At 70.6% G+C, this 25894-nt stretch carries 24 protein-coding genes and 1 pseudogene; 13 read left to right on the top strand and 12 right to left on the bottom strand.

Features of this window, described 5'->3' with window-relative positions:
- Window positions 1–645: an amino acid ABC transporter permease gene (locus AB0M83_RS09115; protein ID WP_284742268.1), complete on the top strand. Its 645-nt coding sequence runs from the start codon at window positions 1–3 to the stop codon at window positions 643–645.
- Entirely contained in the window at window positions 642–1499 is an 858-nt protein-coding gene (locus AB0M83_RS09110) for an amino acid ABC transporter permease (protein ID WP_364514698.1), read from the top strand. The genes AB0M83_RS09115 and AB0M83_RS09110 overlap by 4 nt, the downstream gene beginning before the upstream one ends.
- Window positions 1500–1810: 311 nt before the next feature.
- On the opposite strand, the gene AB0M83_RS09105 is transcribed toward AB0M83_RS09110, so the two are convergent.
- The gene (locus AB0M83_RS09105) at window positions 1811–2605 is read right to left on the bottom strand and encodes a MurR/RpiR family transcriptional regulator (RefSeq protein WP_364514695.1); all 795 of its coding nucleotides are present in this window, start codon (window positions 2603–2605) and stop codon (window positions 1811–1813) included.
- Window positions 2606–2627: 22 nt separating this feature from the next.
- Window positions 2628–3587 carry a threonine/serine dehydratase gene (locus AB0M83_RS09100; protein ID WP_364514692.1) on the bottom strand — a complete coding sequence of 320 codons (960 nt, stop codon included), beginning with the start codon at window positions 3585–3587 and terminating at the stop codon, window positions 2628–2630.
- A 40-nt stretch (window positions 3588–3627) separates the two neighbouring features.
- On the opposite strand from AB0M83_RS09100, the gene acnA reads away from it, so the two are divergent.
- From acnA to AB0M83_RS09080, 4 genes are read left to right on the top strand one after another with little or no spacing between them, the layout of a single operon-like run.
- Window positions 3628–6186 carry an aconitate hydratase AcnA gene (gene acnA, locus AB0M83_RS09095; protein WP_364514689.1) on the top strand — a complete coding sequence of 853 codons (2559 nt, stop codon included), beginning with the start codon at window positions 3628–3630 and terminating at the stop codon, window positions 6184–6186.
- Complete coding sequence (locus AB0M83_RS09090; protein ID WP_364514686.1) at window positions 6179–6817, top strand: MBL fold metallo-hydrolase; 639 nt, start codon at window positions 6179–6181, stop codon at window positions 6815–6817. The genes acnA and AB0M83_RS09090 overlap by 8 nt, the downstream gene beginning before the upstream one ends.
- Window positions 6814–9024, top strand: coding sequence for an aminotransferase class III-fold pyridoxal phosphate-dependent enzyme (locus AB0M83_RS09085; protein ID WP_364514683.1), 2211 nt, complete (start codon window positions 6814–6816; stop codon window positions 9022–9024). Before AB0M83_RS09090 ends, AB0M83_RS09085 begins: the two co-directional genes overlap by 4 nt.
- Before the next feature lie 9 nt (window positions 9025–9033).
- Window positions 9034–9711, top strand: a complete 678-nt coding sequence (locus tag AB0M83_RS09080; protein ID WP_364514681.1) for a GntR family transcriptional regulator — start codon at window positions 9034–9036, stop codon at window positions 9709–9711.
- A gap of 238 nt (window positions 9712–9949) precedes the next feature.
- Here AB0M83_RS09080 and AB0M83_RS09075 read toward each other — a convergent pair whose 3' ends face one another.
- The 4 genes from AB0M83_RS09075 to AB0M83_RS09060 form a co-directional block, all read right to left on the bottom strand.
- Complete coding sequence (locus tag AB0M83_RS09075; protein ID WP_364514679.1) at window positions 9950–10825, bottom strand: amidohydrolase family protein; 876 nt, start codon at window positions 10823–10825, stop codon at window positions 9950–9952.
- Window positions 10826–10897: 72 nt separating this feature from the next.
- Entirely contained in the window at window positions 10898–11788 is an 891-nt protein-coding gene (locus AB0M83_RS09070; protein WP_364514676.1) for a GntR family transcriptional regulator, read from the bottom strand.
- Between the two features lie 68 nt (window positions 11789–11856).
- The gene (locus AB0M83_RS09065; protein WP_364514674.1) at window positions 11857–12153 is read right to left on the bottom strand and encodes an antibiotic biosynthesis monooxygenase family protein; all 297 of its coding nucleotides are present in this window, start codon (window positions 12151–12153) and stop codon (window positions 11857–11859) included.
- Between the two features lie 18 nt (window positions 12154–12171).
- Window positions 12172–13536, bottom strand: a complete 1365-nt coding sequence (locus AB0M83_RS09060) for a 2-hydroxycarboxylate transporter family protein (protein ID WP_364514671.1) — start codon at window positions 13534–13536, stop codon at window positions 12172–12174.
- A 186-nt stretch (window positions 13537–13722) separates the two neighbouring features.
- On the opposite strand from AB0M83_RS09060, the gene AB0M83_RS09055 reads away from it, so the two are divergent.
- Genes AB0M83_RS09055 through AB0M83_RS09045 form a run of 3 tightly spaced genes read left to right on the top strand, consistent with a single transcriptional unit; the run spans window position 13723 to window position 16570 of the window.
- Window positions 13723–14802, top strand: coding sequence for an isocitrate/isopropylmalate family dehydrogenase (locus tag AB0M83_RS09055; RefSeq protein WP_364514669.1), 1080 nt, complete (start codon window positions 13723–13725; stop codon window positions 14800–14802).
- Window positions 14799–16154, top strand: coding sequence for an NAD-dependent succinate-semialdehyde dehydrogenase (locus AB0M83_RS09050; RefSeq protein WP_364514666.1), 1356 nt, complete (start codon window positions 14799–14801; stop codon window positions 16152–16154). Before AB0M83_RS09055 ends, AB0M83_RS09050 begins: the two co-directional genes overlap by 4 nt.
- 2 nt (window positions 16155–16156) lie before the next feature.
- The gene (locus tag AB0M83_RS09045; RefSeq protein WP_364514663.1) at window positions 16157–16570 is read left to right on the top strand and encodes a cupin domain-containing protein; all 414 of its coding nucleotides are present in this window, start codon (window positions 16157–16159) and stop codon (window positions 16568–16570) included.
- Between the two features lie 496 nt (window positions 16571–17066).
- Here AB0M83_RS09045 and AB0M83_RS09040 read toward each other — a convergent pair whose 3' ends face one another.
- The 4 genes from AB0M83_RS09040 to AB0M83_RS09025 form a co-directional block, all read right to left on the bottom strand.
- Entirely contained in the window at window positions 17067–17483 is a 417-nt protein-coding gene (locus AB0M83_RS09040) for a hypothetical protein (RefSeq protein ID WP_364514661.1), read from the bottom strand.
- A gap of 103 nt (window positions 17484–17586) precedes the next feature.
- Window positions 17587–18999 (bottom strand): ice-binding family protein, encoded by a 1413-nt coding sequence (locus AB0M83_RS09035; RefSeq protein ID WP_364514659.1) that lies wholly within the window; start codon window positions 18997–18999, stop codon window positions 17587–17589.
- Between the two features lie 686 nt (window positions 19000–19685).
- Window positions 19686–20012 (bottom strand): hypothetical protein, encoded by a 327-nt coding sequence (locus tag AB0M83_RS09030; RefSeq protein WP_364514657.1) that lies wholly within the window; start codon window positions 20010–20012, stop codon window positions 19686–19688.
- 226 nt (window positions 20013–20238) lie between these two features.
- On the bottom strand, window positions 20239–20856 hold the full coding sequence (locus AB0M83_RS09025; RefSeq protein ID WP_364514654.1) for a hypothetical protein: 618 nt from the start codon (window positions 20854–20856) through the stop codon (window positions 20239–20241).
- 95 nt (window positions 20857–20951) lie between these two features.
- Here AB0M83_RS09025 and AB0M83_RS09020 point away from each other — a divergent pair, with 95 nt between their 5' ends.
- The 3 genes and pseudogenes from AB0M83_RS09020 to AB0M83_RS09010 all read left to right on the top strand — a co-directional run bounded on the left by AB0M83_RS09020 (window position 20952) and on the right by AB0M83_RS09010 (window position 23822).
- On the top strand, window positions 20952–21083 hold the full coding sequence (locus tag AB0M83_RS09020; RefSeq protein ID WP_364515066.1) for a hypothetical protein: 132 nt from the start codon (window positions 20952–20954) through the stop codon (window positions 21081–21083).
- A gap of 361 nt (window positions 21084–21444) precedes the next feature.
- Window positions 21445–22494 (top strand): acyl-CoA desaturase, encoded by a 1050-nt coding sequence (locus AB0M83_RS09015; RefSeq protein WP_364514651.1) that lies wholly within the window; start codon window positions 21445–21447, stop codon window positions 22492–22494.
- A gap of 51 nt (window positions 22495–22545) precedes the next feature.
- Window positions 22546–23822, top strand: a pseudogene (locus AB0M83_RS09010) (IS701 family transposase).
- A gap of 184 nt (window positions 23823–24006) precedes the next feature.
- Here AB0M83_RS09010 and AB0M83_RS09005 read toward each other — a convergent pair.
- A complete protein-coding gene (locus AB0M83_RS09005; RefSeq protein ID WP_364514648.1) occupies window positions 24007–24672 on the bottom strand; it encodes an SGNH/GDSL hydrolase family protein in 666 nt (221 codons plus the stop codon).
- A gap of 100 nt (window positions 24673–24772) precedes the next feature.
- Between AB0M83_RS09005 and AB0M83_RS09000 the strand changes: the two genes are divergently transcribed.
- Window positions 24773–25372 (top strand): enoyl-CoA hydratase/isomerase family protein, encoded by a 600-nt coding sequence (locus AB0M83_RS09000; RefSeq protein WP_364514646.1) that lies wholly within the window; start codon window positions 24773–24775, stop codon window positions 25370–25372.
- Between the two features lie 4 nt (window positions 25373–25376).
- Here the strand turns inward: AB0M83_RS09000 and AB0M83_RS08995 are convergent, their stop codons facing one another.
- Window positions 25377–25865 carry a MaoC family dehydratase gene (locus AB0M83_RS08995; protein ID WP_364514643.1) on the bottom strand — a complete coding sequence of 163 codons (489 nt, stop codon included), beginning with the start codon at window positions 25863–25865 and terminating at the stop codon, window positions 25377–25379.
- Between the last annotated feature and the right edge of the window lie 29 nt (window positions 25866–25894).

The raw sequence follows: 25894 nt of genomic DNA, 5'->3' as shown, positions 1-25894 counted from the left end.
ATGTCCGTCCTGTTCGATCACATCGGTGAGCTGCTCACCGGTCTGCTGGTGACCCTCGAGCTGGCCGTGCTCGCCTTCCCGCTGGCCTTGCTGATCGGCACCGTGCTCGGTGTCTGCCGGGTCGGCCCGATCGGCCCGCTGCGGGCGGTGGCCGGGTTCTACGTCCAGTGCCTGCGCAACTCGCCGTTGCTGCTCGTCCTGGTCATGGTGGTGTTCGGGCTGCCCTACGTCGGGGCGACCGTGCCGTTGTTCGGCTCGGTCGTCCTCGGCCTGGGGCTGTACTTCGGCGCGTACGTCTGCGAGACGGTCCGCTCGGGTGTCGCGGCCGTCCCCACCGGGCAGATCGAGGCGGCCCGCGCGCTCGGGCTGACCTTCGCCGGCGTCCTGCGGCAGGTCGTGCTGCCGCAGGCGTTCCGGTCCATGGCCCAGCCGCTGGGCTCCATCTTCATCAACGTCTGCCTCGCGTCGGCGCTCGGCGCGGCCGTCGGCGTGCAGGAGCTCACCGGCTCCGCGCGGCAGTTCAACCTCGACCACGCCCAGCCCATCCCGAGCTTCATCGCCGCGGCGATCGGCTACCTGCTGATCACGCTCACCGCGGGCCAGCTGACCGGGGTCATCGAACGGAAGGTGCGGATCCGCCGATGAAGACCACCGTGTTGTTCGACGAGCTCGGCCCGCGCGGCAAGGCCCGGCTCCGGATCGCGACGATCATCGCGATCGTCGTCGTGCTGGGCGCGCTCGTGGGGATCGTCCTGCAGCTCCAGCACGTCGGCCAGCTCTCGGGCCGGCTGTGGTCGCCGCTGGCGTCGTGGCCCAACATCCGCTACCTGCTCGACGGCCTGGGCATGACGCTGCGGATCGGCCTGTCCTGCGCGGCGATGTCCCTGGTGTTCGGCACGGTGTTCGGCCTCGGCCGGCTTTCGCCGCGCCGCTGGCTGTCGCTGCCGGCCGCGGCCGCGATCGAGCTGTTCCGGGCGATCCCGCTGATCCTGCTGGTGTACTTCTTCCTGATCGGCCTGCCGGCGTTCGGCTGGAACCTGCCGCCGTTCTGGGTGCTGTCGATCCCGATCGTGCTGCACGCGGGCTCGGTGTTCGCCGAAATCGTCCGCGCGGGCGTGCATTCCCTGGACCGCGGCCAGTTCGACGCGGCGGCGGCGATCGGCCTCCGGCGCGGCCAGGCCCTGCGCCTGGTGGTGCTGCCCCAGGTGTTCCGCGCGCTGCGGCCGGCGCTGGTGACGCAGGTGATCCGGACGCTCAAGGAGTCGAGCCTCGGGTACGTCGTCAGCTATCCCGAGCTGCTGCGCAACGGGCAGGTGCTCGGCGAGTACAACGCGAACTTCATCCAGGCGTACGCGCTGACGGCGGCCTTCTACATCGTGCTCAACTTCGGCTTGTCGCGGATCGCGGAGCTGCTGGACCGGCCGCCGCGCAAGCGCCGCCGGGCCCGGGTGGCCCGGGTGGATTCGCCGGCGCCCGCACCGCTCGAGAGCGTTTCCTGAATATTCCCAGACCGGCCTCGCCGGGGCGGCTTGCCACCACCGCCCCGGCGAGGCTTTCCATTTCAGAAGTTCAGAGCCGAGAAGACCGCCGCCTCCTCGACCGTCGCGGGGCGGGCCTCCAGGTCCAGGTGCGCGCACAGCCCTCGCACCGCCTCCGGGCGGCGTCCCCACACCCGGACCCGCGACAACGGCCGCAGCGCGTGCAGCCACTCCAGCCTTCGGCGTGGGCGATCAGCGCGTCGCGGACCGCCGCGAACACAGGTCCTGGGAAGCGACCTCGCGGATGCCTGCGAGGTCCACAGTGGGCAAGGTCATTGAAGTTCTTCCCGAAGCCGGGTGAGCAGGGCGTACGTGTCTCCGTCGCCGAGGGTGCCGAGCACCAGGAGGTCGGCGACGAGCATGGCGCACAGCGGTTCGGCGGTGAGGCTGCCGGGCGACCCCGGGTCGCGCAGGACCGCGTCCGCGGCGATCTCGCCGGCGAGGTGCTCCGTGACGAGGACCAGTTCCGCACCGACCCGCTTCGCGTGGGCCACCAGCAGTTCCAGCTCGGGCAGCAGCCGGCCGGGAGCGAAGACGACGACCGCGTGCCGCGGCGAGAGGTCCGCCAGGTCGTCCGCGAACGCCACCCCGGTGGCCCCCGACGCCGAGGCGGCCTTGCCGGCCCGGGTGAGTTTCAGCGCCAGGTACCGCGCGCTCAGCTCGTTGACGCCCCAGCCGTAGCAGAACACCCGCGACGCCGCCCCGATGATCCGCAGCGCCGCCGCCAGTTCGCCGAGGTCGAGCCCGCGGCCGAACGCGCTGATCCGGCCGAGCGCGTCGCGGACCACGTGCGTCGTCGCGCTCGGCAGGTCCCGGGCCACCTGCCGCCGGAAGCCGACCTGCGGCGCGTTTCCGGCCCCGCCGAGGGACGCCTTCAGCGCCGGCAACCCGGCGTAGCCGAGTCGCCGGGCGGTGCGGACGACCGTCTCGTCACTCGTGCCCGTCCGGCGGCCGAGGTCGTCCGCCGTCGCGAGCACCACCTGGCGCGGAGGTGACGTGACGAGGTACTCCGCCACCGCCCGTTCCGGCTCGCTCAACCGGCTCCACGCGTGGTTGACCCGGCTCACCAGCGGTTCCGGCGCGCCCACGTCACACGGCCACGGCGCGCAGGAAGGTCTCCAGCGTGACGTTGCGTCCACAGAGGACGACCGCCACCTTCTTCCCCCGGTACCGCCGCGCGGTCTTGATCAGACCCGCGACGGCGACACCGGCCGCGCCCTCGATCATCCAGCGCTCCCCCTCCGCGATCTTGCGCATCGCCCGCGCGATCTCGTCCTCGGAGACCGTCACGGTCTCGTCGATCACGTCCTGGCAGACCGGGAACGTCACCGAGCCCGGCTCGACCGCGCCGGCCGAACCGTCCGACAACGTCGGCGATTCGGGTGTCTCGACGATGTGGCCCGCCTTCAGCGAATCCAGCAGGCAGGTCGACGCCGCCGGCCAGACGCCGACGACCCGGGTGTGCGGGCTCAGCGCCTTCAGCGCCGTGCCGACCCCGCCGATGAGCCCGCCCCCGCCGACGCAGGCGAACACCGCGTCCAGGTCCGGGGCCTGCCCGGCCAGCTCGACACCCAGCGTGCCCTGCCCCGCCATGGTGTCGACGTCGTTGTACGGTGCCACGTACGGCTTTCCCCGCTGCACGGCTTGCTTGCGAGCTTCCTGTTCGGCGTCGAGCGGGCCGCCCGGGACCACCACGAGTTCCGCGCCGAGCGCCCCGATCGCGGCCATCTTCGCCCGGGTGGTCGTCTGGCCGACGTAGACGGTCACGGCGACGCCGGCCAGCTTCCCGGCGCGCGCGACACCCTGGCCGTGGTTGCCCGTGGACGCCGTGATCACGCCGGTCCGCTTCGCCGCGTCACCGAGCACGCGGATCTTGTTGGCCGAGCCGCGCACCTTGAACGAGCCGGTCGGCATCAGGTGGTCGGTCTTCAACCACACGTCACAGCCCAGCTCGTCCGACAGCAGCCTGCTGCGTTCGAGCGTGCTCACCGGCACTTCGGGGCGGATGCCGCGGTGCGCGTCCATGATCCGGTCCAGAAGGGAGGTCATGCTGATATTATAGCCTATAAGCTATGTGGAGAGGACGACCGTGAAGAGCACCTCGGACAGCTACGCCAGCCTGGCCCGGCTCGACCTGGCCGGCACGCGGTACCAGGTGCACCGCCTGGACGCCGTGCCCGGCGCCGAACGGCTGCCGCTGAGCCACAAGATCCTGCTGGAAAACCTGCTGCGCCACGAAGACGGCCGCACGGTCACCGCCGGGCAGATCGACCGGCTCGTGCGCGGGGAAACCGGCGTCATCGCCTTCTCGCCCTCCCGGGTCTTCCTGCACGACACCAACGGCGTCCCGGTGCTGACCGACCTGGCCGCGCTGCGCGACGCCGTGGCCGAAGCGGGCGGCGACCCGGCGGCGGTGCGCCCGCACATCCCCAGCCACCTGACCGTCGACCACTCCATCGCGACCGAGGTTTCCGGCCGGCCGGACGCCCTGCGCCGCAACGTCGAGATCGAGTACGCGCGCAACACGGAACGGTTCCGCTTCCTCAAGTGGGGCGAACGGCTCGACGGGCTGCGCGTCGTCCCGCCCGGCACCGGGATCATGCACCAGATCAACCTCGAGTACCTGGCGAACGTCGTCGAGCGCCGCGACGGCTGGGCGTTCCCGGACACCTGCGCCGGCACCGACTCCCACACCACGATGGTCAACGCGCTCGGCGTGCTGGCCTGGGGCGTCGGCGGCGTCGAGGCCGAAGTCGCGCTGCTCGGACAGCCGCTGAGCCTGCTCGTCCCGCCCGTCGTCGGCGTCGAACTGACCGGCGGGCTCGGCCCCGGCGTCACCGCGACCGACCTGGTGCTCACCATCGCCGAGACCCTGCGCGCCCACGGCGTCGTCGGGAAGTTCGTCGAGTTCACCGGTTCGGCGGTCGCGCGGATCCCGCTCGCCCACCGCGCGACGATCGCCAACATGTGCCCGGAGTTCGGCGCCACCGCGGCGATGTTCCCGGTCGACGACACCACCCTCGGCTACCTGCGGCTCACCGGACGCGCGCCCGAGCACGTCACCGCCGTCGAGGTGTACGCGAAGGAGCAGGGCCTCTGGCACGCCCCCGGGGCCGACGTGCGGTACGCCGAGCGGGTGCGGATCGACCTCTGCGCCGTCACCCCTTCGCTCGCCGGGCCGCGGCGGCCGCAGGACCGCGTCGCGCTCCCCGGCGTCCCGGCGAACGCGCGCGCGGCCATCGGGTCCGCAACGGACGGTCCGGTGCCGGACGGCGCGGTCGCCATCGCGGCGATCACGTCGTGCACCAACACGTCCAACCCGCACGTGATGGTCGCGGCCGGCCTGCTCGCCCGCAACGCCCGCGCCCGCGGCTTGACGGCCAAGCCATGGGTGAAGACGAGTCTCGCGCCGGGGTCGAAAACCGTCACGGAGTACCTCCGCCGGGCCGGCCTGTCCGAGCCGCTCGACGAGCTCGGCTTCCAGGTCGTCGGCTACGGCTGCATGACGTGCATCGGCAACTCCGGGCCGCTGCTGCCCGAGGTCGCCGCGGCGGTCGCCGACGGCACCGTGGTCGCGTCGGTTCTCTCGGGCAACCGCAACTTCGACGGCCGGATCAACAACGACGTCTCGCTCAACTACCTCGCCTCACCGCCGCTGGTGGTCGCGTACGCGCTCGCCGGATCGATCACCCGCGACCTCACCACCGAACCACTCGGCACCGGCGCGGACGGCGAGCCGGTGTTCCTCGCCGACCTCTGGCCGGACGACGCCGAGGTCGACGCCGTCGTCACCGCCCACTTGACCCCGGAGCTGTTCCGCGACGCCTACGCCGACGTCTTCGACGGCGACGAGCGCTGGGCCGGCGTGCCCGCGGCGGACGGGGCCCGGTTCGAGTGGCCGGCCGGCTCGACGTACCTGCGGCGCCCGCCCTTCCTCGACGACGTCGCGCCGCCGCCGGAGGACCTCCGCGGCGCGCGGGTGCTGCTGCTCCTCGGCGACTCGGTGACCACGGACCACATCAGCCCGGCCGGGCGCATCCCGCCGTCGAGCTGCGCCGGGCGCTACCTGACCGCGCTTGGCGAGACCGACCTGAACACCTACGCGTCCCGCCGCGGCAACTTCGAGGTGATGGTCCGCGGCGGGTTCGCCAACCCACGCCTGAAGAACCGGCTCGGGCCCGGCGGCCTGACCCGGGACGCCGGCGGCGGCGCCGTACCGGTGTACGAAGCGGCCCGGTCGTTCGCCGGCACTCCCCTGCTGGTGATCGCGGGCCGGGAGTACGGCACCGGGTCGTCGCGCGACTGGGCGGCGAAGGCCACCGCGCTGCTGAAGGTGCGGGTCGTGCTGGCCGAGTCGTTCGAGCGGATCCACCGGTCGAACCTGGTGCAGCTGGGCGTGCTGCCACTGCAGTTCGCTGACGGGCAGAGCGCGGGCTCGCTCGGGCTCGACGGCACCGAGGAGTTCGACCTGCTCGGTATCCCCGAGGCCGTCGCCGATCCGGCGCGACCGGTGACCGTGCGGGTCCGGCCGCGCGAGGCACCCGCGTTCGAGTTCGAGGTCCACGCACGGCTCGACACCCCGCAGGAGGCCGTCTACTACGCCCACGGCGGCGTCCTCCCCTACACACTCGGCCGGTTCCGTGCCTGACGTCGATCCCCTGCTCCGGGGTCAGGGGCAAAGCTCGGACCAGGGCAGCATCGGGTTCTGCGGGGTGTACCTGGTCCACGCCGGGGCGCGGCGGATCCTCTTCGACTGCGGCCACGCCGGGCGCCGGCGGGCCCTGCTGCGCGCCCTCGGCGACCGCGGGCCGGCGCCACGCGACATCGACGTCCTGGTGCTGTCCCACGCGCACTGGGACCACGTCCAGAACGCGGATCTGTTCACCGACGTCCTGATCCACCCGGCGGAAGACCTCGCGCCGCACGGCGATCCGGTCACCCCGCCGTGGACCGCGGCCGTGCTCGGCGGCGTCTCCGTGCACCCCGCTTCCGACGGGCTCGAACTCGCCCCCGGCGTCACGGTCACCGCGCTGCCCGGGCACACCGCGGGCTCGATCGGGCTGACCGTCACCACCGCCGCGGGCACCGCGCTGCTGACCGGCGACGCCGTGCCGTCCGCCGGGGCCCTGCGGCGGGGACGCTGCAGCAGCGCCGTCGACGAGGCCGCCGCGGCGGCCTCGATGGCGCTCGTCCGGTCACGCGCCGATCTCGTCTATCCCGGCCACGACCGGCCGTTCACCCTCGAAGCCGGCGCCCCCGGAAAGGACCTCCCCGCATGAGCACCTTCACCGAACCGGCTCCGGCCTTCTCCCCCGGCAGCCTGCGCGCGGCGCTGCGCGAGCACTGGGACCTCGCGGACGCCGCGCTGAAGCCGCTCGACAGCGAACGCGACCTCAACGTCCTCGTCGACAACCGGTTCGTGCTCAAGATCTCCAACCCGGCCGAGCGCGCCGACGTGGTCGACATGGAGGTGCGCGCCCTCGAGCACGTGCACGCCGCGGACCCCGGCCTGCCGGTGCCGGGGGCGGTCGGGGCAGTCGCGCGGCTGACGGACGACAGCGGCCGCACCTGCCTGGCCCGGCTGATCACGCTGCTACCGGGCGCGCCGCTGGAGGGAAGGCCGATCGACGGCGGGACGGCCGCTCAGGTGGGCGTGGTCGCCGCCCGGATTTCCGTTGCGCTGCAGGGGTTCTTCCACCCCGCGGCGGGCCGGGAGCTGCTGTGGGACGTCCGTCGGATGCCCGAAGTGGTGGCTGATTCGGGTCTCGAGCGCTACGGCGAGCTGGTCGCACGCGTCACCCCGGCGCTCGCCGCGACCGCCACCCTCCCGGCCGGGATGCAGCACGCCGACGTCACGCTCACCAACGTGCTGGCCGACGCGGGCGCGGTCACCGGCGTGATCGACTTCGGGGACATGCACCACACCGCCGCTGTCAACGACCTGGCCGCCACGCTGACGTCGGTGCTGCGCCGGGCCGAGGACGTCTGGCGCGCGACCGAAGCGGTGCTGCGCGGCTACCAGCGGCACCGCGAGCTGAGCGCGGCCGAGGTCGCGGTGCTCGGCGAGCTGGTGATCGCCCGGCTGCTCACGACGCTGGCGGTGTCGGCGACGCGGCGTGAGGCCCACAGCGACAACGAGCGGTACATCACGCAGTACGACAACACGAGCGAGCGCGTGCTGCGGCTGCTCGGCGGCCTCACCCCGGCCGAGCTGGGCGACCGGCTGGCGCGCCTGGCCGGAACCCGCGACCTCGCTTCGGCGATCCCGGCGAGCGAGCTGCCATCCCGGCGCGCGGCGGCGATGGGCGGCGGGCTGTCCCCGCTGTTCTACCGCCGGCCCCTCGAACTGGTCCGTGGTGAAGGTGCCTGGCTGTACGCCCGGGACGAACGGCGATACCTGGACGCGTACAACAACGTGGCCGTCATCGGGCACGCCCACCCGGCCGTCACGCGGGCCGTCGGGCGGCAGCTGGCGGAGCTGAACACGCACTCGCGGTACCTGCACGGCGGCATCGTCGGGCTCGCCGAGCGCATCCTGGCCACGATGCCGCCGGAGCTGGACACGTGCCTGTTCACGACGTCGGGCACCGAGGCGAACGAGCTGGCCTGGCGGCTGGCGACCGAGTACACCGGCGGTGACGCGGCGATCATCGCCGAGCACGCGTACCACGGTTCGTCGAAGTGGATGGCGGACCTGAGCTCGAACGAGTGGCCGCCGGGGTACCGGCCCGCTCACGTCGGGACCTTCGCCGCGCCGCGCGAACCTGGTGCCACACCGCGGATCGAGGCCGCGGGCCTGCGTCCGGCACTCGTGCTCGCCGACTCGCAGTTCACCTCGGAAGGCATCCTCGACGTGCCGGACGAGTTCCTGGCCGGGCTGGTCGACGGCGCCCACGCGACCGGCGCGCTGTACCTGGCCGACGAAGTCCAGTCGGGCTACGGACGCAGCGGGCCGCAGCTGTGGCGGTTCGCGCTGGCCGGGATCACCCCCGACCTGGTGACGCTCGGCAAGCCGATGGGTGCCGGCTACCCGATCGGCGCGCTGGTCACCCGCCGCGAAATCGCCGACGTGCTGGCGCGCAAGTACGAATACTTCTCGACGTTCGCCGCGACCCCGGCCGCGGCGGCCGCGGGCCACGCGGTGCTCGACGTCCTCGAGCTGACGGGGCTGCCGGATCAGGCGGTCGAGGTCGGCGAACACCTCCGCGGTGGCCTGCGGGAGCTGGCGGACGGTTCACCGGTGCTGGGTGCGGTGCGGGGCACGGGGTTGCTGGCGGGGGTCGACGTGCTGCCGGCCGCCGGTTCGACGTCCCGCGAGGTGGCGCGCACGCTGCTGGACGACCTGGCCGGTCACGGTGTGCTGGCCGGGCTCACCGGCCCCGGCGGTGACGTGCTGAAGGTGCGCCCGCCCCTGGTCTGGGAGACGGCCCACGCGGACGAGTTCGTCGCCCGCCTCGCAGACGCGACGCGATCTTATGGGCTATAGGCTGACCGGATGACCAGCCCCCGCCCGGCACTCACCAAGAACGCGTACGCCTACGACGAACTGCGCCGCCGCATCCTCGCCGGGGAGCTGGCCGCCGGGCAGACCATCTCCCAGGAGCACCTCGCCGTCGAGCTGGGGCTCAGCACGACTCCCCTGCGCGAGGCACTCCGGCGGCTGGACGCGGAGGGCTTGGTGACGCTGGCGTCGCACCGCGACGCGCGGGTCACCGAGCTCGACGCCGCGGAGGCGCGCAGCCTGTTCGAGATCCGCGAAAACCTCGACCCCCTGGCCACCCGGCTCGCCGCCGGCCGCCGGACGGACGCCGACATCGCCACCATCGAATCGGCGCTGAAGGGCCTCGAACCCCTCAGCGCGTCGACGGGGTTCGAGGCGCTGCTGGCGCACCGGGCGTTCCACCGCAGTGTGTACGCGGCGTCGCACAACCCGCTGCTGTCGTCGCTGCTCGAAGGGCTCTGGGACAAGGCCGACCGCTACCGCCTGGTCGGGCTGCGGTCCACACCGGACTCCGACGAAGACCGCGAGCGCGTCCGGCGTGAGCACGCCGAGATCGCGCAGACGGTCATCGCCGGGGACGCCCGGGCGGCGGAGCGGGCGATGAAGAAGCACGTGCAGGGCAGCCTCGGACGCCGGGCGATCGCGGCGCTGGAAGCCTCGCCCGGCGGCTGACTGCCACGTGATAGCGACCGGATGCACGTCGAGCGGCCCGAACAGCGAGTCGAAGACCGGCTCGGCCATGTGGATCGGCCGACGGCCCAGCTCCGGGTTCCAGCGCGGGTAAGGACGACCACGTCCGAGCGCCTCCGCCGGCCAGGTCTCGTACTTGCACTCGCCACCGGGCCAGCCGCCGCTCCGGGAGCGAGCCCACGGGCGGGGAGCGCCCTCGGCGGCGTGGTTCCGGGCAGGGTCAGCCGACCGGTGCCGTGCAGTCCCATTGGTACAGGCGAGCCGGGTTGAGCACCAGAACCCGCTCCCACGTCCGGTCGTTCCCGGCCCAGCGGTGAAGCATGTCGAGCATGGCGGTGTCGTCGGGCACGAGGACCTCGCCGCGCAACGCCGTGGTGTGGGGCCAGTCGGTGCCCCACACCATCCGCTCCGGAGCCGCGCGCAGGAAGGCGCGCGCGACCGCGGCGCGGTCGGCGTAGGCAGGTGGCCCGTCGGTCGATTCCAGGTACACGCCGGAGAGCTTCACCCAGGTACGGCCGGCGTCGATGAGACGCAGTACCTCGGTGAAAGCGGGGTCGGCGGTGCTCCGGATGCGACCCGCGTGGTCGATGACCAGGTCGGCCGGGAGGTCGCGCAGCCGGTCGAGATTGGCGAGGATGCCGCGGGGAGTCATGTGGATCTGGACGTGCCATCCCAGCGGGGCGATCCGCGCGGCCAGCGGCGCGATCAGCTCTGCGCCGGCACCACCAGGACGGGTGAGGTTGAAGCGGATGCCGCGGACGCCCATGACGTGCATCTCTCGCAAGTCCGTGTCGGCGAAGGATTCGTCGATCACGGCGACACCGCGCGCCTGGCGACCGAGCCGGCCCAGTGCGTCGAGGGTGCTGCGGTTGTCCGTCCCGTAGTTGGACGGTGTCACCACGACGGTCCGGGTCAGCCCGAGACGCGAGCGCACGCGCAGGTATTCATCCACAGTGGACGCGGGCGGCGGGTGGTCGCCCGGTACGCGGTAAGGGAACCGGTCCGGATCGAGGATGTGGATGTGGCAGTCGGTCGCGCCGAAGGGCGGCCTGCGCCGCGGGCGCACGGCGTCGTCGGAAGCCGCGGCGCCGGTCAAGCGAACGTCCGACGGCTGACTGAAAAAGGCATGGTTGTGCTCCTTGAGGTGGCGACAGGACGGGCGAGCCGGTCAGCGCAATGCGCTGTCAGCGATCTTTTCCTCGCCCACGGTGCTGAGGTGTTCGCGCATCCGTTCGGCCGCGTCCGCGCGGCGGCCCGCGAGGAGCAGGCTGGCGATGTCGACGTGCTCGCGGCAGCGGATGATCGCCCGGTCGCGTTCGAGGGCGCGGCGATACTCGATGAGCCGCCGGAGGTTGTCGATCCGGCGCAGGCCGTCGATGAGGAAGGTGTTGCCGCTGCACTCCATGATCGCCTCGTGGAAGGCGCGGTTGAGGGTGAACAGCTCGGCGTTGCCCACCTCGTAGACGGCGCCGTCGGCCAGCTTCTGCTGCTGGGCCTTGACTTCTTCGATGGCTCTGCGGTCGAGGGTGAAGGTGGGCTCGAGCAGGGCGGCGGGTTCGATGATCAGCCGGAACCGGTAGCTGTCCGCGTAGGCCTTCTCGGAGGTCAGGGCCGGCTGGAACTCCCAGCCGTATCCGGGGAGACGCTCGATCCAGCCTTCGCTCGAAATCCTGCGCAGGGTGTGGTTGAGGTCTGCGGCGGTCAGGCCGTACTGCCTGGCCAGCGCGCTTTCGGTGATCCGGTCGGGCAGCTTGCCGTCGAGACGGTCGGCCGCGATCCGCAGGTAGGTGGTCTCGCCGTCGTCGTGACCCGCGTCGGCGAAGGGAACGTCGTCGAGCTGATCTCCGGTGCGCACGACCGTGTAGCCGCCCCGCTCGGCCGGGGCGACCACGCCGCTGTCCTCGAGCAGCCGGAGCGCGCTGCGCACGGGCGAGCGGGAGACGCGCAGGTGCTCGGCGAGGGTGCGTTCGACCAGCCGGGTGCCCGGGCTCGTCTGTTCGTCGCGGATGTAGTCGACGATGCGGGCAGCGACCTGCCGTGCGAGCGGGGTCGGTGCCATGTGCCTCCGTCCGTGTCCGAGTTCCGGGCAGGCGCAGTTTACCGGCAGCGGGGGTGATGCCGGCGCGGTCATGACAGGTCCACGGCGTGAACGTGGTCGACTCGGGGGGCGGCGGCGAAGTAGTCGCCGGTCAGTTCCCGCCAGCGGGCGAACTCCGCGGAGCTGCGGAACCGGATCGTGTGGTGCTCGACGGTCTCCCACTCGACGACCAGCCAGTACCGCCGGGGCTGTTCGACGCCCCGGCGCAACTGGACACTGTGGCAGCCGGGAGCCCCCTCGAACAACGGCACCGCTTCGCCGACTGCCTTTTCGAACGCGGCCTCCGTTCCCGGCCGCACGTCGATCTGCGCGATTTCCCAGACCATGGGTGGTGCTCCTTCTCGTCAGAGCCCGAAGGTGTGGGCAGCCAGCAGCGCCAGCGTGATCGTGATGCCGCCGCCGATGCGCGTGGCGATCTGGGCGAAGGGCATGAGCCGCATCCGGTTGCTCGCGGACAAGATCGCGATGTCGCCGGCGCCGCCCATGCCGCTGTGGGTGGCGGCGACGATCGCGCCCTCCACGGGGTGGATCCGGACCCAGCGCGAGACCACGAACCCGGTGGCGACCATGGCGAGCACCGTCGCGACGATCGTCAGCAGGTGCGCGGGGGTGAACCCGGCGATCAGTGCCTTCCAGGGGACCTGGACGAGGCCGAAGGTGAACAGGACCGGGAAGGCGAGCGCGGTCAGGCAGAAGCTGTAGACGAACGTGGCCCCGTCCTGCAGGCGCGGAGTGACGCCGTGCGCGAGCTTGAGGAGGACGGCCAGGCCCAGCATCACCACGGGCGCCGGGAAGCCGAGGAGGTCGAGGGCGAGCACGCCGCAGAGGTAGAGCACGACCGCGGTGACCCCCGCGGCTGCGATCGACTGGGGCGAGAGGTCCGGTCGCTTGCGCTCGAGCCCGTCGAGGAGGTCGGTTTCCTTGCCCGGTTCCAGACGTCCGTTGCCGGTGAGGTGGGGACGGCGCTTGCCGAGGTGGCCGAGCAGACCCGACAGGAGGATGGCCGCGAGGTTGCCGACGAGCACGGCCGGCAGGACCTTGGCCAGCAGCGGACCCTGCGCGCTGCCGAGGATCGCGGCGTAGCCGATGGTGAGCGGGATGGCGCCTTCGCCGACGCCGCCGGCCATGATCGGGACGACGACGAAGAAGATCGTCTCTTTCCAGCCCAGTCCCAGTGCGGTCCCCACGCCGGTGCCGACGCTGAAGGCCACGACGCTGCCGGCCAGCAGCGGCACGAAGATCTTCGCGAAGCCGCGGACCAGCAGCCTTCGGTCCATGCTGAGGATGCTGCCCACGATCACGAAGGCGATGAACAGGTTCAGCACCTTCGTCGAGGTGAAGAAGTCACCCAGGGCCTTCGCCGCCGGAGCGGGGATCCAGCCGCGGAAGGCCAGGTACGAGGGCACGAAGGTCACCAGAATCGCCGCGCCGCCGATGCTGCGCAGGACGGGCACCCGCTTGCCGATCTCGGCGAGGGTGAAGGCGAACGCGACCATGAGGCCGATGACCACCGCGAGCTCGCCGGTGATGTTGTGCGTGAGCACGAAGGCGACCAGCAGTGCGACGAGGACGACGTAGACCGGGATGGGCACGATTCCGACGTCGCGGTCCATCAGCCGGGACCACCGGCCGGGCCAGGGGCCGTCGCTCGTCGTGGCGGAGCCGGGGATCGGGTCGGCGGCCAGGGCCGCGGGGGCGTGGTTCGACATGGGTTTCCCTTGCTGCTCTGGAAGGGCGGGAAGCGCCGAGGCCGGGGAGCACCGGCGGTTGCGGAGAACCATAGGTCGCGCCCTGGTTTTTCTCAAGACTGTTATACCAGAATCTTGGTATTACTCCCTTGTGAAAAACCAACCTGGTGCGTACGCTGCCGGATGTCCGAGCCGGAAGGAAGTTCAGTGAAGATTCTCGTTCTGCCAGGTGACGGCATCGGCCCCGAGATCACCGACGCCACCTTGAAGGTGCTGCACGCCGCCGAAGCCGCGCTCACCGTCGGCATGGAATTCGAGACGCGCGAGATCGGGCACGCGAGCCTGGCCACGTCGAGCACGACGCTGCCAGGCGACGTGCTCGACCGCATCCCCCAGGTCGACGGCGTGCTGCTCGGCCCGGTCAGCCACTACGACTACCCGCCGCGGTCGGAGGGGGGCATCAATCCCTCCGCGGAGCTGCGCACGGTCTTCAGCCTCTACGCCAACATCCGGCCCTGCCGGTCGCGGCCCGACCTCAGCGTCCTGCGCAAGCCGATGGACCTCGTCCTCGTGCGCGAGAACACCGAGGGCTTCTACGCCGACCGCAACATGCATGCCGGGACCGGCGAGTTCATGCCGGACCCCGACCTCGCACTCTCGATCCGCAAGATCAGCGCCAAGTCCTGCGAGCGCGTGGCGCGCACGGCATTCGCGCTCGCCCGGGGCCGGCGCCGGAAGGTCACCGCTGTGCACAAGGCGAACGTCCTGAAACTGTCGGACGGCCTGTTCCTGCGCGAAGTCCGCAAGGTCGCCGCAGACTTCCCCGACGTGGAGCTGGAAGAGCTGATCGTCGACGCCACCGCCGCGCTGCTCATCCGCGATCCCGAGCGGTTCGACGTCGTCGTGACCACCAACATGTTCGGCGACATCCTCTCCGACGAGGCCTCCGAACTGTCCGGCAGCCTCGGGCTCGGCGGCTCCATCAACGCCGGCGACACGATCTGTGTCGCCCAGGCCCAGCACGGCTCCGCCCCCGACATCGCGGGCCAGGACGTCGCCAACCCGACGTCTTTGATGCTGTCCGCCGCGATGCTGCTCGACTGGCGCGGACGCCGCGACGGCAACCCCGCCCTGCTCAAGGCGGGTTCGCTGATCGCCGAGGCGGTCGAGGCCACGCTGGCCGACCCGGCGACCCGCACCCGCGACATCGGCGGCGACCTCGGTACCGCCGCCTTCGCCGACGCCGTCATCAGCCACCTCACCACGATCGGGGAGAACGCCGCGTGATCGTCTCCACCAACCCGGCCACCGGCGCCGAACTGGCCCGCTTCACCCCGCTGACCGCCGACGAGGTCGAAACCGCCGTCGACGCCGCCGTCAGCGCCCAGCGCCAGTGGCGTAAGCGCCCACCGGCCGAGCGCGCGGCAATGCTGCGCGACATCGCCGCCGTCCTGAGGGAACGCAAGAACCGCTACGCCCGGCTCATCGTCAGTGAGATGGGCAAGCCGCTCGTCGAAGCCGAAGCCGAGATCGAAAAGTGCGCCGTCACGTGCGAGCACTACGCCGACCACGCCGCCGAATACCTCGAGGGCCGCAGCGTGACAGCCGAGGCCGGCGTCGTCTACGACCCGCTCGGCGTGGTCCTGGCCGTCATGCCGTGGAACTACCCGTTCTGGCAGTTCTTCCGCTTCGCCGCACCAGCCTTCGCCGCGGGCAACGGCGCGTTGCTCAAGCACGCCAACAACGTCCCGCAGTGCGCCCTCGCGGTCGAGGAAGTCGTGCGCGACGCCGGATTCCCGGCGGGCCTGTTCCGGACCCTGCTGGTGGACGTCGAGCAGATCGCGCCACTGATCGCCGACGACCGGATCGCCGCCGTCACGCTCACCGGGTCCACCCAGGTCGGCGCGATCGTCGCCGCCCAGGCCGGTGCCTCGCTCAAGAAGCAGGTGCTCGAGCTCGGCGGTTCCGACCCGTTCCTGGTGCTCGCCGACGCCGACATCCAGGCCGCCGCCCGGGCCGCGGTGAAGGCACGGTTCGTCAACGTCGGCCAGAGCTGCGTCAACGCCAAGCGGTTCATCGTCGAAGACGCGGTCGCCGACGAGTTCGTCGCGGCCTTCCGCCGCCACGCCGCCGAGCTGAAGATCGGCGACCCCGCCGACCCGGCGACCGCCATCGGGCCCATGGCGCGCGCGAACCTGCGCGACACCCTGCACGACCAGGTCCAGCGGAGCGTCGCGGCCGGGGCGACAGTCCTGGCCGGCGGTGAACCCGCAGACGGTCCCGGGTTCTTCTACCCGCCGACCATCCTCGACCACGTGCGTCCCGGCATGGCCGCCTTCGACGAGGAGACATTCGGACCGCTCGCCGCGATCATCCGCGTGCCCGACGCCGGCACGGCCGTCGAACTGGCCAACCGCACCGAATTCGGCCTCGGCGCGGCCCTCTGGACGTCCGATGTGGACCGTGCGCGCGAACTGGCCCGCGAGATCGAAGCCGGCGCCGTGTTCGTCAACGGCGTGGTCGCGTCCGACCCCCGCCTGCCCTTCGGTGGCATCAAGAAGTCCGGCTACGGCCGGGAGCTCGGTGCCGAAGGTATCCGCGAATTCTGCAACACCAAGACCGTCTGGATCGGAGCCTGACCTTGACCGGCCACTTTCCCGCTTCCGTGCTGCGTCCCGCCGAGCTGACCGCGTTCTCCCGCGGCGGCGGGGCCAGCACCATCCCGCTGGTGACCAAGCACCGCGGCGCCGAGGTCTTCCTCAACGGCATGACGCAGTTCGAGCCGGGTGCCGGGATCCCGCTGCACACGCACAACTGCCCCGAGAGCGTCGTGATCCTGCAGGGCAACGCGGTGGTGGAGATCGACGGCGAGGAGCACGACCTGTCCACGTGGGACACGACCTACGTCGACGCCGATGTCCCACACCGCTTTCGCAACGCCTCCGACACCGAGCCGATGCGTATCTTCTGGACCTACGGTTCGGTCCAAGCCACCCGGACCATCGTAGCCACGGGCAGGACAACTCGGGTCGACGCCGAACACCCATTGGGATGACCGTCCGGGATGCTCCGTCCTGACGCGAGCAGGTCTTACACCGCCGAACTAAGGTATTCAGGCACCGAGTCCGCTGTGGCCCGCTTGGGCCGGCCGCCCCGGGTTCCACCGGCACACCGCCCGACCTCGCGCGGATGACAGCCCGGGAACCGGCGGACAGGCCCGGTTGCCGAGGTCCGGCGGGCGCTGACCGAGCCCGGCATTCCGTCCCACCGGCTACCGGACCGCGCCCGCGACGGCGTTTGCCGGGCGTTACTGCGCCGGCACTCGGCCGCCGGCACCTGGCGTGTGAGCCATCGCCATCGGTGTCGGCGGCGTTGTCGGTACGCCCTCGCCGACCGCGAGCGCGACGACCCGTCCGGCTGGTCCGGCTGTCCCGCCTCAGCACACTTCGCCGGTCCAGGCGGAAATGGCTCCCTCGTCGGGTAGCCGGTCCGCGGAGGCGAATCCGGCGGAGTCGCCCGGAACGCGGAGTTCCCTGTCGTTGGCCGGCACGTCACCAGTGGTGCTGGACCGCGGGATGGATGTCGCCCATTCCTGCGCCCAGAAGCCCGGCGTAGGGAATGCTGTCGAAGTCGACAGCCACGATGCGGATGGTGAACAACGGTGCGACGGTGCCGCTGATGTCGACGACATTGGCGTGACTGGCCAGCTCGAAAACGGTGCGGATGGCCGACATCGTCTCCATGCGGTCGGGATCGCGCGCCGGTGACAGGCCGTGGACCCGGACGTCGAGGAGGCGGAGGCCTGAGTCCACCTCGACGCCCATGGAAACGTGCTCCGGGAACTGCCCCTGATCCCGCAGCCGCCCTACTTCGGCGACGAGGTTGACCGCGACCGCGGGCAGGGAATGACCGGACTCGAGTTGGTCCACGCCGGTGATGCACCAGACCGGCTGCAGTAAATCAGTCATGTCGCACCTCTCTGCGATGGCGGAAAGGAACTGAATCGGTTCGACCACAAGCCCGAGTGCCCCTGCCCGTGGGCAGGGGCACTGTCAGGGAATCGTCCGGCACTTACCGCTTTGCCCTGCGGAAGCGGCGGGCGAAGACGAGCAGCAATCCGCCGAGGACGACAAACAACGCTCCCAGCCCGACCAGAGCACTCAGCAGGGGGCTGGCCCCGGTACTGGCGAGCTCGGACGTACCGATGGGCCCGTTGTCGTGATCCTGGCCGCCACCGGTGCCGCCGATGCCGGACGAGGTGGTGCCGAGGCCCGCGCCGGGTGAGCTGGTCGTCGTCTCACTGCCGGTGGTGGACGTCGTGCTCGTGCCTGTGGTGGAGGTGGACGGCACCGTGGTAGAGGCGTGCGACGTCGACGGCACCGTCGTGCGAGTGTGCGACGTCGACGGCACCGTGGTGCGAGTGTGCGACGTGGAAGGCGCCGTAGTGTCGGTGTCCGATGTCGAGGACACCGTGGTGCTCGTGTCCGAGGTGGAGGGCACCGTGGTGCTCGTGTCCGAGGTGGAGGGCACCGTGGTGCTCGTGTCCGACGTCGAGGACACCGTAGTGTCGGTGTCCGACGTCGAGGACACCGTCGTGCTCGTGTCCGAGGTGGAGGGCACCGTGGTGCTCGTGTCCGAGGTGGAGGGCACCGTGGTGCTCGTGTCCGACGTCGACGACACCGTCGTGCTCGTGTCCGAGGTGGAGGGCACTGTGGTGCTGGTGCTCGGTGTCGTGGTGGGGGTCGTGGCGCACGTGGGGATGGTGAAGGTGTTGTCGTCGAGGGAGACCTGGCCGTTGCGGGCCAGCGCGCGCCCGGCGACGACCGTGCCGGTCGTCACGGTGATCGAGGTCAACGCCATGATCGTGCCGACGAAGTTCGAGTTCGTCCCCAGCGTCGCCGAGCTACCGACCTGCCAGAACACGTTGCACGCCTGGGCACCGTTGATCAGGTTCACGTTGCTCGCCGAGGCCGTGATCAAAGTGGAGGCGACCTGGAAGATCCAGACGCTGCTGGAGTCTCCCTGGCCGTCCAAAGTCAAGGTCCCGCCGAGCGAGAGCGGGCCGGTGGACTTGTAGACACCACCGACCAGGGTCTGGCCGACGAGATCACCCGCGACGCTCGCGGTCGGCGCGCGGCCGGCGGCGTCGTTGTAGGCGACGACGAGGTCGGACTGGGCCTGGCCGGCCACCGCATCACCTGCGTGCGTCGCACCGGCCGCGGTGCCGGGCGGGAAACCGGTGATCGCGGTACCGGGAGAGACTCCGAGGTCCCCGGCCAGCGTGGTGGGACCGGTATTGGTCACCGTCTGCCCGCCCAGCACCGAATAGGACCCCGCGGTCCCCAGCCCGACAGGTGCTTCCGCGGCAACGGCCTGCGGAACCCCCAGCACCAGCCCCAGAACCAGAGTGCTCAAAGCCGCACACAAACCCACCACCGCACTAGCCCGGCGCCACGTCCACGTTCTGCGACAATCGCTGTTCATGGGTATTTCCTCCCACCGACTCGACTAGAAAGCCGGCGGGAGTCTGGGCCGGAAATGCGTCCACAGGGAAGCGACGATCCGCCACCTGGGTACCGATCCGGGGAACGATATGCACAGGCGACTCGACACGCCAGAAAAGACCACCTGAAGCACACGAAAGTGTGAGAGGAGGGACCACCCACATGAGTGACCATCGCACCCACAACCCGCCACCACGACACCGCGCACCTTTGCGGTGAAATCACGTTTCGCCAGGCCGGGGCGTACTCGGACAGAGCCGCAGCACTCGGTACGGGAAGGTTCAACCGCCCTCCACCCTTTCACTGCTCGATTCTCACTCCACTCTCCGTAGATTTCCGGGCCTGGCCGGGGCCAGGGCGCTCGGCGACGGTGGCAGGGGTCGCCGGCCGTGGTGCCGTCCCAGGATTGCGACAGGAACAACTGACAGTCGGTGACCGCTTGCCCACGGGCCCGGACCTGGCCGGTCCCGGTCTTGCCCCGAAACAACGCAATACATCCGCGCGGCGCCGAGCGACCCGACGCCACCATTCGGAAACCGGTGTCACCGGTGACGTGAGCCTCGAGGGCAATCGATTCATTGCCGGCGAACGAACCGATTACCGTCGAACACCAGCCCACGCAGACGGCGTCTGCCAAACCGGGTGCCGGGTGGAATTGCGCGGCCGTCAGCAGATCGGCACGTTGATCGTGCGAGTGGTCGATCGTGTGACGCCGTACACGGCGGTGATGGTGTAGGTGTAGGCGGTCGCGGCACCGGTGGCGGTGTCGCTGCAGGTGAGGGTGGTCCGGCCGGGGACGGATGTCGCGGGTCCGCCGGTCCGGATGATCTCGTATCCGGTGGCGTAGGTGTCCGGCGTGGCCGTCCAGTTCAGATCGATCTTGGGGTCGACGGTGCCGGCTGCGGCTTTGAGGACAATCGACACGCCGACCGATGCGTTGGCGCTCGTGAGAACTGCCCCGGGCGCCGGTCGCCCCGCTGCTGCGCTCTGCACGTGTGATCAGCTCAGAGGCCAGCAGCCGACGGGTGCGCCCGACAAGGTCACGAGGCCGGACAGAGCACACAGGGAGGGCACGCGCTCTTGCCCCCGCCGGAACCGAGCAGTTCTAGCGGCGGCTGTCGGCGGCTCGGCACTCGTCGTGGGCCGACTTCTGACACTTGCGGGGGCGCTGAGCGTGCGGCCGTTCTGGCGTTACGACAGCCGGGACCCGGGGCGGAACTCAGAACTTGATCTGGCCGAGGAGCGCGCCGGCGACCGTGCGCAAGGCGTCGTCGTGCAGGTCGGGCGCCTCGGAGGACACCAGCAGAGCCGCGTCCCCGCCGGTGGCCGCCAGACCGCCGGCGGCCACCGACCCACCGACCACCTCGACCTCGCCGGGGCCGGGTTTGGTGTCCAGGAAGGCCCGTAGCTCGTCGACCGCCAGGTGCGCGTCCCGCTGCAGCTGCGGCGCGAGCAACGCCATGGCACCCGTGGCCCGCGTGGCGACCAGGCGGACCGTGAGCGCCTTCCCGTCGACCCGGTAGCCGCACTCGATGTAGGCGCCGGCGGCCGCGTCCAGCGCGGACATCCCGTTCTGCTGCGCGGCGACCGGGTCGGCCGCGGGGGTGTCGGTTTCGGACACTTCGACGTCCGTGGCGTCCGGCTGCACCGGGCGATCGACACCGGCGGTCCGCAGGGCACCGGGCAGATCGAAGCCGACGGGGCAGGTCGCGGGCTTGGCGCCGGAAGCGGCTTGGCGGACCGCGTCGACGGCGACCTCGTGCCCGCCGTCCGACGAGCAGCCGGCCAGCGTCGTGGCCCCGGCGAACAGGACCAGGCAGATCAGAGCGCGCACCATGAAGGGAAGTTAGCGCGCCGGATCCGGTTCGTGGGGTGGAACGGAGCAACACGTGCGTTAGCGGAATCTCACCCCCGCGCTCGCGGTGCGCCGCGGTGCTGTCGGAAGCGGAGGCCTACGCCGCGGCGGAACTGCTCGGGCAGTTCGCGCAGCTCGATCCCCCCGCCGCGTTGAACCAACTGGCCGCGTCCCTGGCCGGCCGCATCTACAGTCGTCTCGGCGCTTGAGATCAGCCGGCCGCCGGTGGCGGCCTCGGCGAGGTCGCGGGCGAAGAGGGCGGGCCGGTAGAACGAGGCGGTCGACGAAGTTGCCGATCCGCCGCGGGGCGCGAACGAGGCAATTTCGACCAAGGGGCGGCAGGGGTGCGGTCATGCCGAGGTGGTCGGGGAGCAAGAACACGGAGGCCCGGGCCTCACCGAGTCATCCGTTCTGCTGGGCTTCGCAGATGCGGCCGTCGAGATCGCCGATGATCCGACCAGGCACAGCCGCGCCGCGATCTGGTTTGGCGCTGGGCAGGCCTGGGAACCCGACCGGGTAACGAGTGGTTGCCCCAGTCCCTGGCGCCGCGGACTTTGGGGAAGGACAGACATGACCACGTCTCCGGTGAGCGCCGAGGCCGGCGTTCGCGCGTCATCGCGCAACGATTTCAGCGAACTTGGCCGCCTCGTGCGAGCCGAAGGACTGCTCGACCGGCGTTACGGTTACTACGCGATGAAGATCAGCCTCACGCTGCTCGCCCTGGTCAGCGGTTGCGTGGCGTTCGTGCTGCTGGGCGACTCCTGGTGGCAGCTGGCGACCGCGGTGTTCTTCGCCGTGATGTTCGCCCAGATCGCGTTCCTCGGCCACGACGCCGGCCACAACCAGATCTTCCGCACCGGCCGAGCCAACGACCGCCTCGGCTACGCTCTCGGCGGGGTCATCGGCATGAGCTACGGCTGGTGGATGAGCAAGCACACCCGCCACCACGCCAACCCCAACCACGAGGACGACGACCCCGACATCGACATCCCCCTGCTTGCCTTCTCTCGCAGGCAGACGGATGAGAAGAGCGGGTTCGTGCGCTGGACGTCGAAGCACCAGGCGTTCTTGTTCTTCCCGCTGTTGCTGTTGGAAGGGCTGAGCCTGCACTGGGCCGGCGTCGAAGCGGTGCGGGACGACGAGGTCAAGCACCGCCGGCTCGAAGCGGTGCTGCTGTTCGCCCATATCGGTATCTACCTCGGCGCGGTGTTCGTGGTGCTGTCCCCGCCGGTGGCGCTGGCGTTCATCGCCGTGCATCAGGGGCTGTGGGGCGTGTACATGGGCTGCTCGTTCGCGCCGGGCCACAAGGGCATGCCCACCTACACCGACAAGAGCAAGCTCGACTTCCTGCGCAAGCAGGTTCTCACCAGCCGCAACGTCCGCGGCGGGCCGTGGGTCGACTTCGCCCTCGGCGGTCTGAACTACCAGATCGAGCACCACCTGTTCCCCAGCATGCCTCGCGTCAACCTGCGCCGCACGCAGCCTCTGGTGCAGAAATTCTGCGCCGATCACGGGATCGACTACGCCCAGTGCGGACTGTTCAAGACCTACTACTACGTCCTGCGACACCTGCACGACGTCAGCGCACCGCTGCGCGCCGTGGCCCCACCCGCCCGCTAGTACTCCAGCCGCACTTCGTTATCAGTGGCGTAGCCTGCCGGTCTTGTGATTGTGGACGACGATGTTGAGGCGTGGGCGGCCGGTTTGGATGACCTGTTTGCGCTGGTGGCTGGCCGGTTCTTGCGGACTGAACCGCGTCGGCGTGCGCGGGCGTATGTGCGGGGGCTGTTGGCGCCGCTGGCGGGCAAGAACGGGTGGACGCTGGCCGAGGTGGCCGGCGACGCGACGCCGGATGGGATGCAGCGACTGCTGAACGCGGCCAGCTGGGACGCCGACGGTGTCCGCGATGATGTCCGGGCCTATGCGGCGCGGCACCTGGGCGAGCGGGATGGTGTGTTGATCGTTGACGAGACCGGGTTTCTGAAGAAGGGCACCAAGTCCGCGGGTGTGCAGCGGCAGTATTCCGGCACGGCCGGGCGGGTCGAGAACTGCCAGCTGGGTGTGTTCCTGGCCTATACCTCTGGGCGGGGCAGGACACTGATCGACCGTGAGCTGTATCTTCCGAAGTCCTGGATCGCCGATCGTCCCCGGTGTCACGACGCCGCCGTTGCCGACGAGGTCGAATTCGCCACGAAAGCGGTGCTGGCCACGACCATGCTCGCCCGAGCACTCGATGCCGACGTTCCCGCGTCCTGGGTGGCAGCTGACGAGGCCTACGGTCAGGACTCGAAGTTCCGGGCGTGGCTGGAGCAGCACAGGATCGGTTATGTGTTCGCAGTTCCTCGCAGTCAGACCATCCCGGCTGTTGCCGGTTCCGCTCGCGCCGACCACGCCCCGGAACAAGCCTGGAAACGACGCTCGGCCGGCGACGGCGCGAAAGGACCACGACTCTACGACTGGGCGGTGGCATCGCTGCCCGCCGGCGAACACACCCCGCCCGGCTGGACCCGATGGCTGCTCATCCGACGTCAGATCACCGCTGCCGACAAGGAACCCGAGCTCGCCTACTATCTCTGCTGCGGCCCGGAGGGCACCGACGACGCCGAGCTCGTTCGCGTCGCGGGAGCCCGCTGGGCCATCGAGGAATGCTTCCAGACCGCCAAAAACGAAGTCGGTCTCGACCACTACCAGGTCCGCCGATACGACGCCTGGTATCGGCACGTCGCTCTGGCCATGCTGGCTCACACCTACCTCGCCGTCGCCGCTGCAATCACCCCAAAAGCCTTGGCAGCGGCCTCATCCCACTCACCCTCGCCGAAATCCGCCGTCTCCTGGCACACCTGACCCGACTTCCCGCCCAGGCTCATGTCTGGGCTTGGTCGCGCTGGCGCCGACGCCACCAACACCGCGCCAAAACCAGCCACTACCGACGACGCCACCCAACCTAACGAAGTGCGGCTGGAGTACTAGCCCAGATGACCACCGACGTGAGCGTTCCGGAGCCGCACGGCTCCACGGTCCCCACGTCCCGTGATTCGTGTGTTCTCTATCCGCAGATCGCCCTCGACCGCGATCTGATCGACTACCAGGGCCGGTCCGCCGTCGTTCCGGATCGCCGACGCGAGAAAGCGCTCAATGCGTTACCGGCAGGTTCGCCAGAACGGCCGAAGCGATGATCGCTTCACCGACGTGGTTGGCGTGAATGCCGTCCGCACTGAGTATTCCGCGATCCCGCGCACGTGGATGGTCGGCGATATCGACGAGCGTCACCCGATCGTCGGCAGCGGCCACTTCCCGCACCACCGCGCGTACCACCGGCATCCCGGTGACGATCCGGGTGCGGAGTGGTTCGGGGACGTCCAGCGGCCCGGTGTCGAAGGTCGCCATCAGCACGACGTCGGCGCCTTCGGCTCGCAGGGCTCGGACCATTCCGTCGAGACTCTCCCGGGTGCCCGCCGGACGGAACCCGCGGCGCATGACGTCGTTGCCACCGCAGACGACGAACGCCAGGTCCGGTCCGAACGCCAGCGCCGGGGCCAGCTGCGTCTCGGCCACCTGTGCCGCGGTCAGGTCGCGGACGCCGAGGTTCAGCGAGACCAGATCGGGCTGCTGCCGCCGGAGCGCGCGTACGACCCGGTCGGGCCAGGACAGCCGCTCGTAGCCGGCGACCGGATCGGGCGACTTCGCTTCGACGATGCTGTCGCCGAGGAAGGCGATCCGCCGCCACCGCGCACCCTGCAGCAGTGCGTCCTCCCGGTCCCGGCCGAAGACGTCCGGGTCTTCGCTTTCGCGCGTCATGATTACCTTTGTGCCACAGCGAATCCGACAGCGCCAGCCTTGACGCCGTTGGCGTGGGCCGGATACGGTCGGGTGCACCTTCGGGCCACAGGGAGAGTCCGTGATCTCGTCGGCGGTAACCCTTGCGGTGCAAGAGGGAATCGGCACGATCCGCCTGGATTCCCCGCCCCTGAACGCACTCGACACCCGTGGCCGCGACGAACTCCGGCGGGCGGCGCTGCGGGCAGCGAAGGACCCGGCTGTCACGGCGGTGATCCTTTACGGCGGGCGCAACAAGTTCTCGGCAGGCATCGACGTCCGGGAGATCGCGGCGTTGGGCTACGCCTCGATCGTGCCGTTCGCGCGGCGGATGCAGGAGGCGTTCACGGCGGTGGCGGAGATCCCGAAGCCGGTGGTCGCGGCGATCACCGGCTTCGCCGTCGGTGGCGGCTGCGAACTCGCGTTGACCGCGGACCACCGGATCTGCGCGGCCAACGCGCGGCTCGGGTTGCCGGAGGTGACACTCGGCGTGATGCCCGGAGCCGGGGGAACCCAGCGGCTGACGCGGTTGGTCGGGATTTCGCGGGCCAAGGAACTGATCTACACCGGCGCGGTGGTCTCGGCGGCGCGGGCACACGAGATCGGCTTGGTCGACGAAGTCGTCCCGGCCGCCGAGGTACTCCCGGCGGCCGTCGCGTGGGCGAGCCGGTTCACCGTATGACTTCTCAGGCCCCGGGCTCCCGGCGACGTAGGAAGTTCAGCACCGTCACCCGGAACACCGGCTCACCCGCGTCGTCGACCAGCTCCGCCAGCGTCCGCACCAAACCCCGGTCCGGCTTGGAGTTCGACGCCTTCGTGTCCACCACCGTCACCCGCAGGTGCAGGCGGTCGTCCGGGCGGACCGGCCGCAGCCAGCGCAGCTCGTCCACGCCCGGGCCACCCAGGCTGGCGACGCTCGAAAGGTAGTGCTCGGCGAACAAGCGCATCATCAGCGCCGCCGTCTGCCAGCCGCTCGCGATGATGCCGCCGAAGGGGCCGTCGACCGCCGCGGCCGGGTCCACGTGGAAGGGCTGAGGGTCGTATTCCTTCGCGAACTCGATGATCTGCGCTTCGGTGACCGACACCGTGCCGAATTCGTACGTCGAGCCCGCGACGTAGTCCTCGAAGTAGCGTTGGTCCAACGGGGTGGCGAAAGCCTTTTCAGTCAATGCCATCTCCTCAAGTCGTCAAGGCGGGCCCACCG

It is taken from the genome of Amycolatopsis sp. NPDC051106 (assembly GCF_040682775.1).
GTDB lineage: Bacteria > Actinomycetota > Actinomycetes > Mycobacteriales > Pseudonocardiaceae > Amycolatopsis.
Note: the sequence above shows the minus strand (reverse complement) of the source record. Positions and strands in the feature narration are given on the sequence as shown.

What these genes read in the sequence shown, in the direction of transcription:
- AB0M83_RS09115 (WP_284742268.1), top strand. Translation starts at nt 1, where the DNA reads ATGTCCGTCCTGTTCGATCACATCGGTGAGCTGCTCACCGGTCTGCTG.
- AB0M83_RS09110 (WP_364514698.1), top strand. Translation starts at nt 642, where the DNA reads ATGAAGACCACCGTGTTGTTCGACGAGCTCGGCCCGCGCGGCAAGGCC.
- AB0M83_RS09100 (WP_364514692.1), bottom strand. Translation starts at nt 3,587, where the DNA reads ATGACCTCCCTTCTGGACCGGATCATGGACGCGCACCGCGGCATCCGC.
- AB0M83_RS09085 (WP_364514683.1), top strand. Translation starts at nt 6,814, where the DNA reads ATGAGCACCTTCACCGAACCGGCTCCGGCCTTCTCCCCCGGCAGCCTG.
- AB0M83_RS09080 (WP_364514681.1), top strand. Translation starts at nt 9,034, where the DNA reads ATGACCAGCCCCCGCCCGGCACTCACCAAGAACGCGTACGCCTACGAC.
- AB0M83_RS09070 (WP_364514676.1), bottom strand. Translation starts at nt 11,788, where the DNA reads ATGGCACCGACCCCGCTCGCACGGCAGGTCGCTGCCCGCATCGTCGAC.
- AB0M83_RS09065 (WP_364514674.1), bottom strand. Translation starts at nt 12,153, where the DNA reads ATGGTCTGGGAAATCGCGCAGATCGACGTGCGGCCGGGAACGGAGGCC.
- AB0M83_RS09060 (WP_364514671.1), bottom strand. Translation starts at nt 13,536, where the DNA reads ATGTCGAACCACGCCCCCGCGGCCCTGGCCGCCGACCCGATCCCCGGC.
- AB0M83_RS09040 (WP_364514661.1), bottom strand. Translation starts at nt 17,483, where the DNA reads ATGACTGATTTACTGCAGCCGGTCTGGTGCATCACCGGCGTGGACCAA.
- AB0M83_RS09035 (WP_364514659.1), bottom strand. Translation starts at nt 18,999, where the DNA reads ATGAACAGCGATTGTCGCAGAACGTGGACGTGGCGCCGGGCTAGTGCG.
- AB0M83_RS09025 (WP_364514654.1), bottom strand. Translation starts at nt 20,856, where the DNA reads ATGGTGCGCGCTCTGATCTGCCTGGTCCTGTTCGCCGGGGCCACGACG.
- AB0M83_RS09015 (WP_364514651.1), top strand. Translation starts at nt 21,445, where the DNA reads ATGACCACGTCTCCGGTGAGCGCCGAGGCCGGCGTTCGCGCGTCATCG.
- AB0M83_RS09005 (WP_364514648.1), bottom strand. Translation starts at nt 24,672, where the DNA reads ATGACGCGCGAAAGCGAAGACCCGGACGTCTTCGGCCGGGACCGGGAG.
- AB0M83_RS08995 (WP_364514643.1), bottom strand. Translation starts at nt 25,865, where the DNA reads ATGGCATTGACTGAAAAGGCTTTCGCCACCCCGTTGGACCAACGCTAC.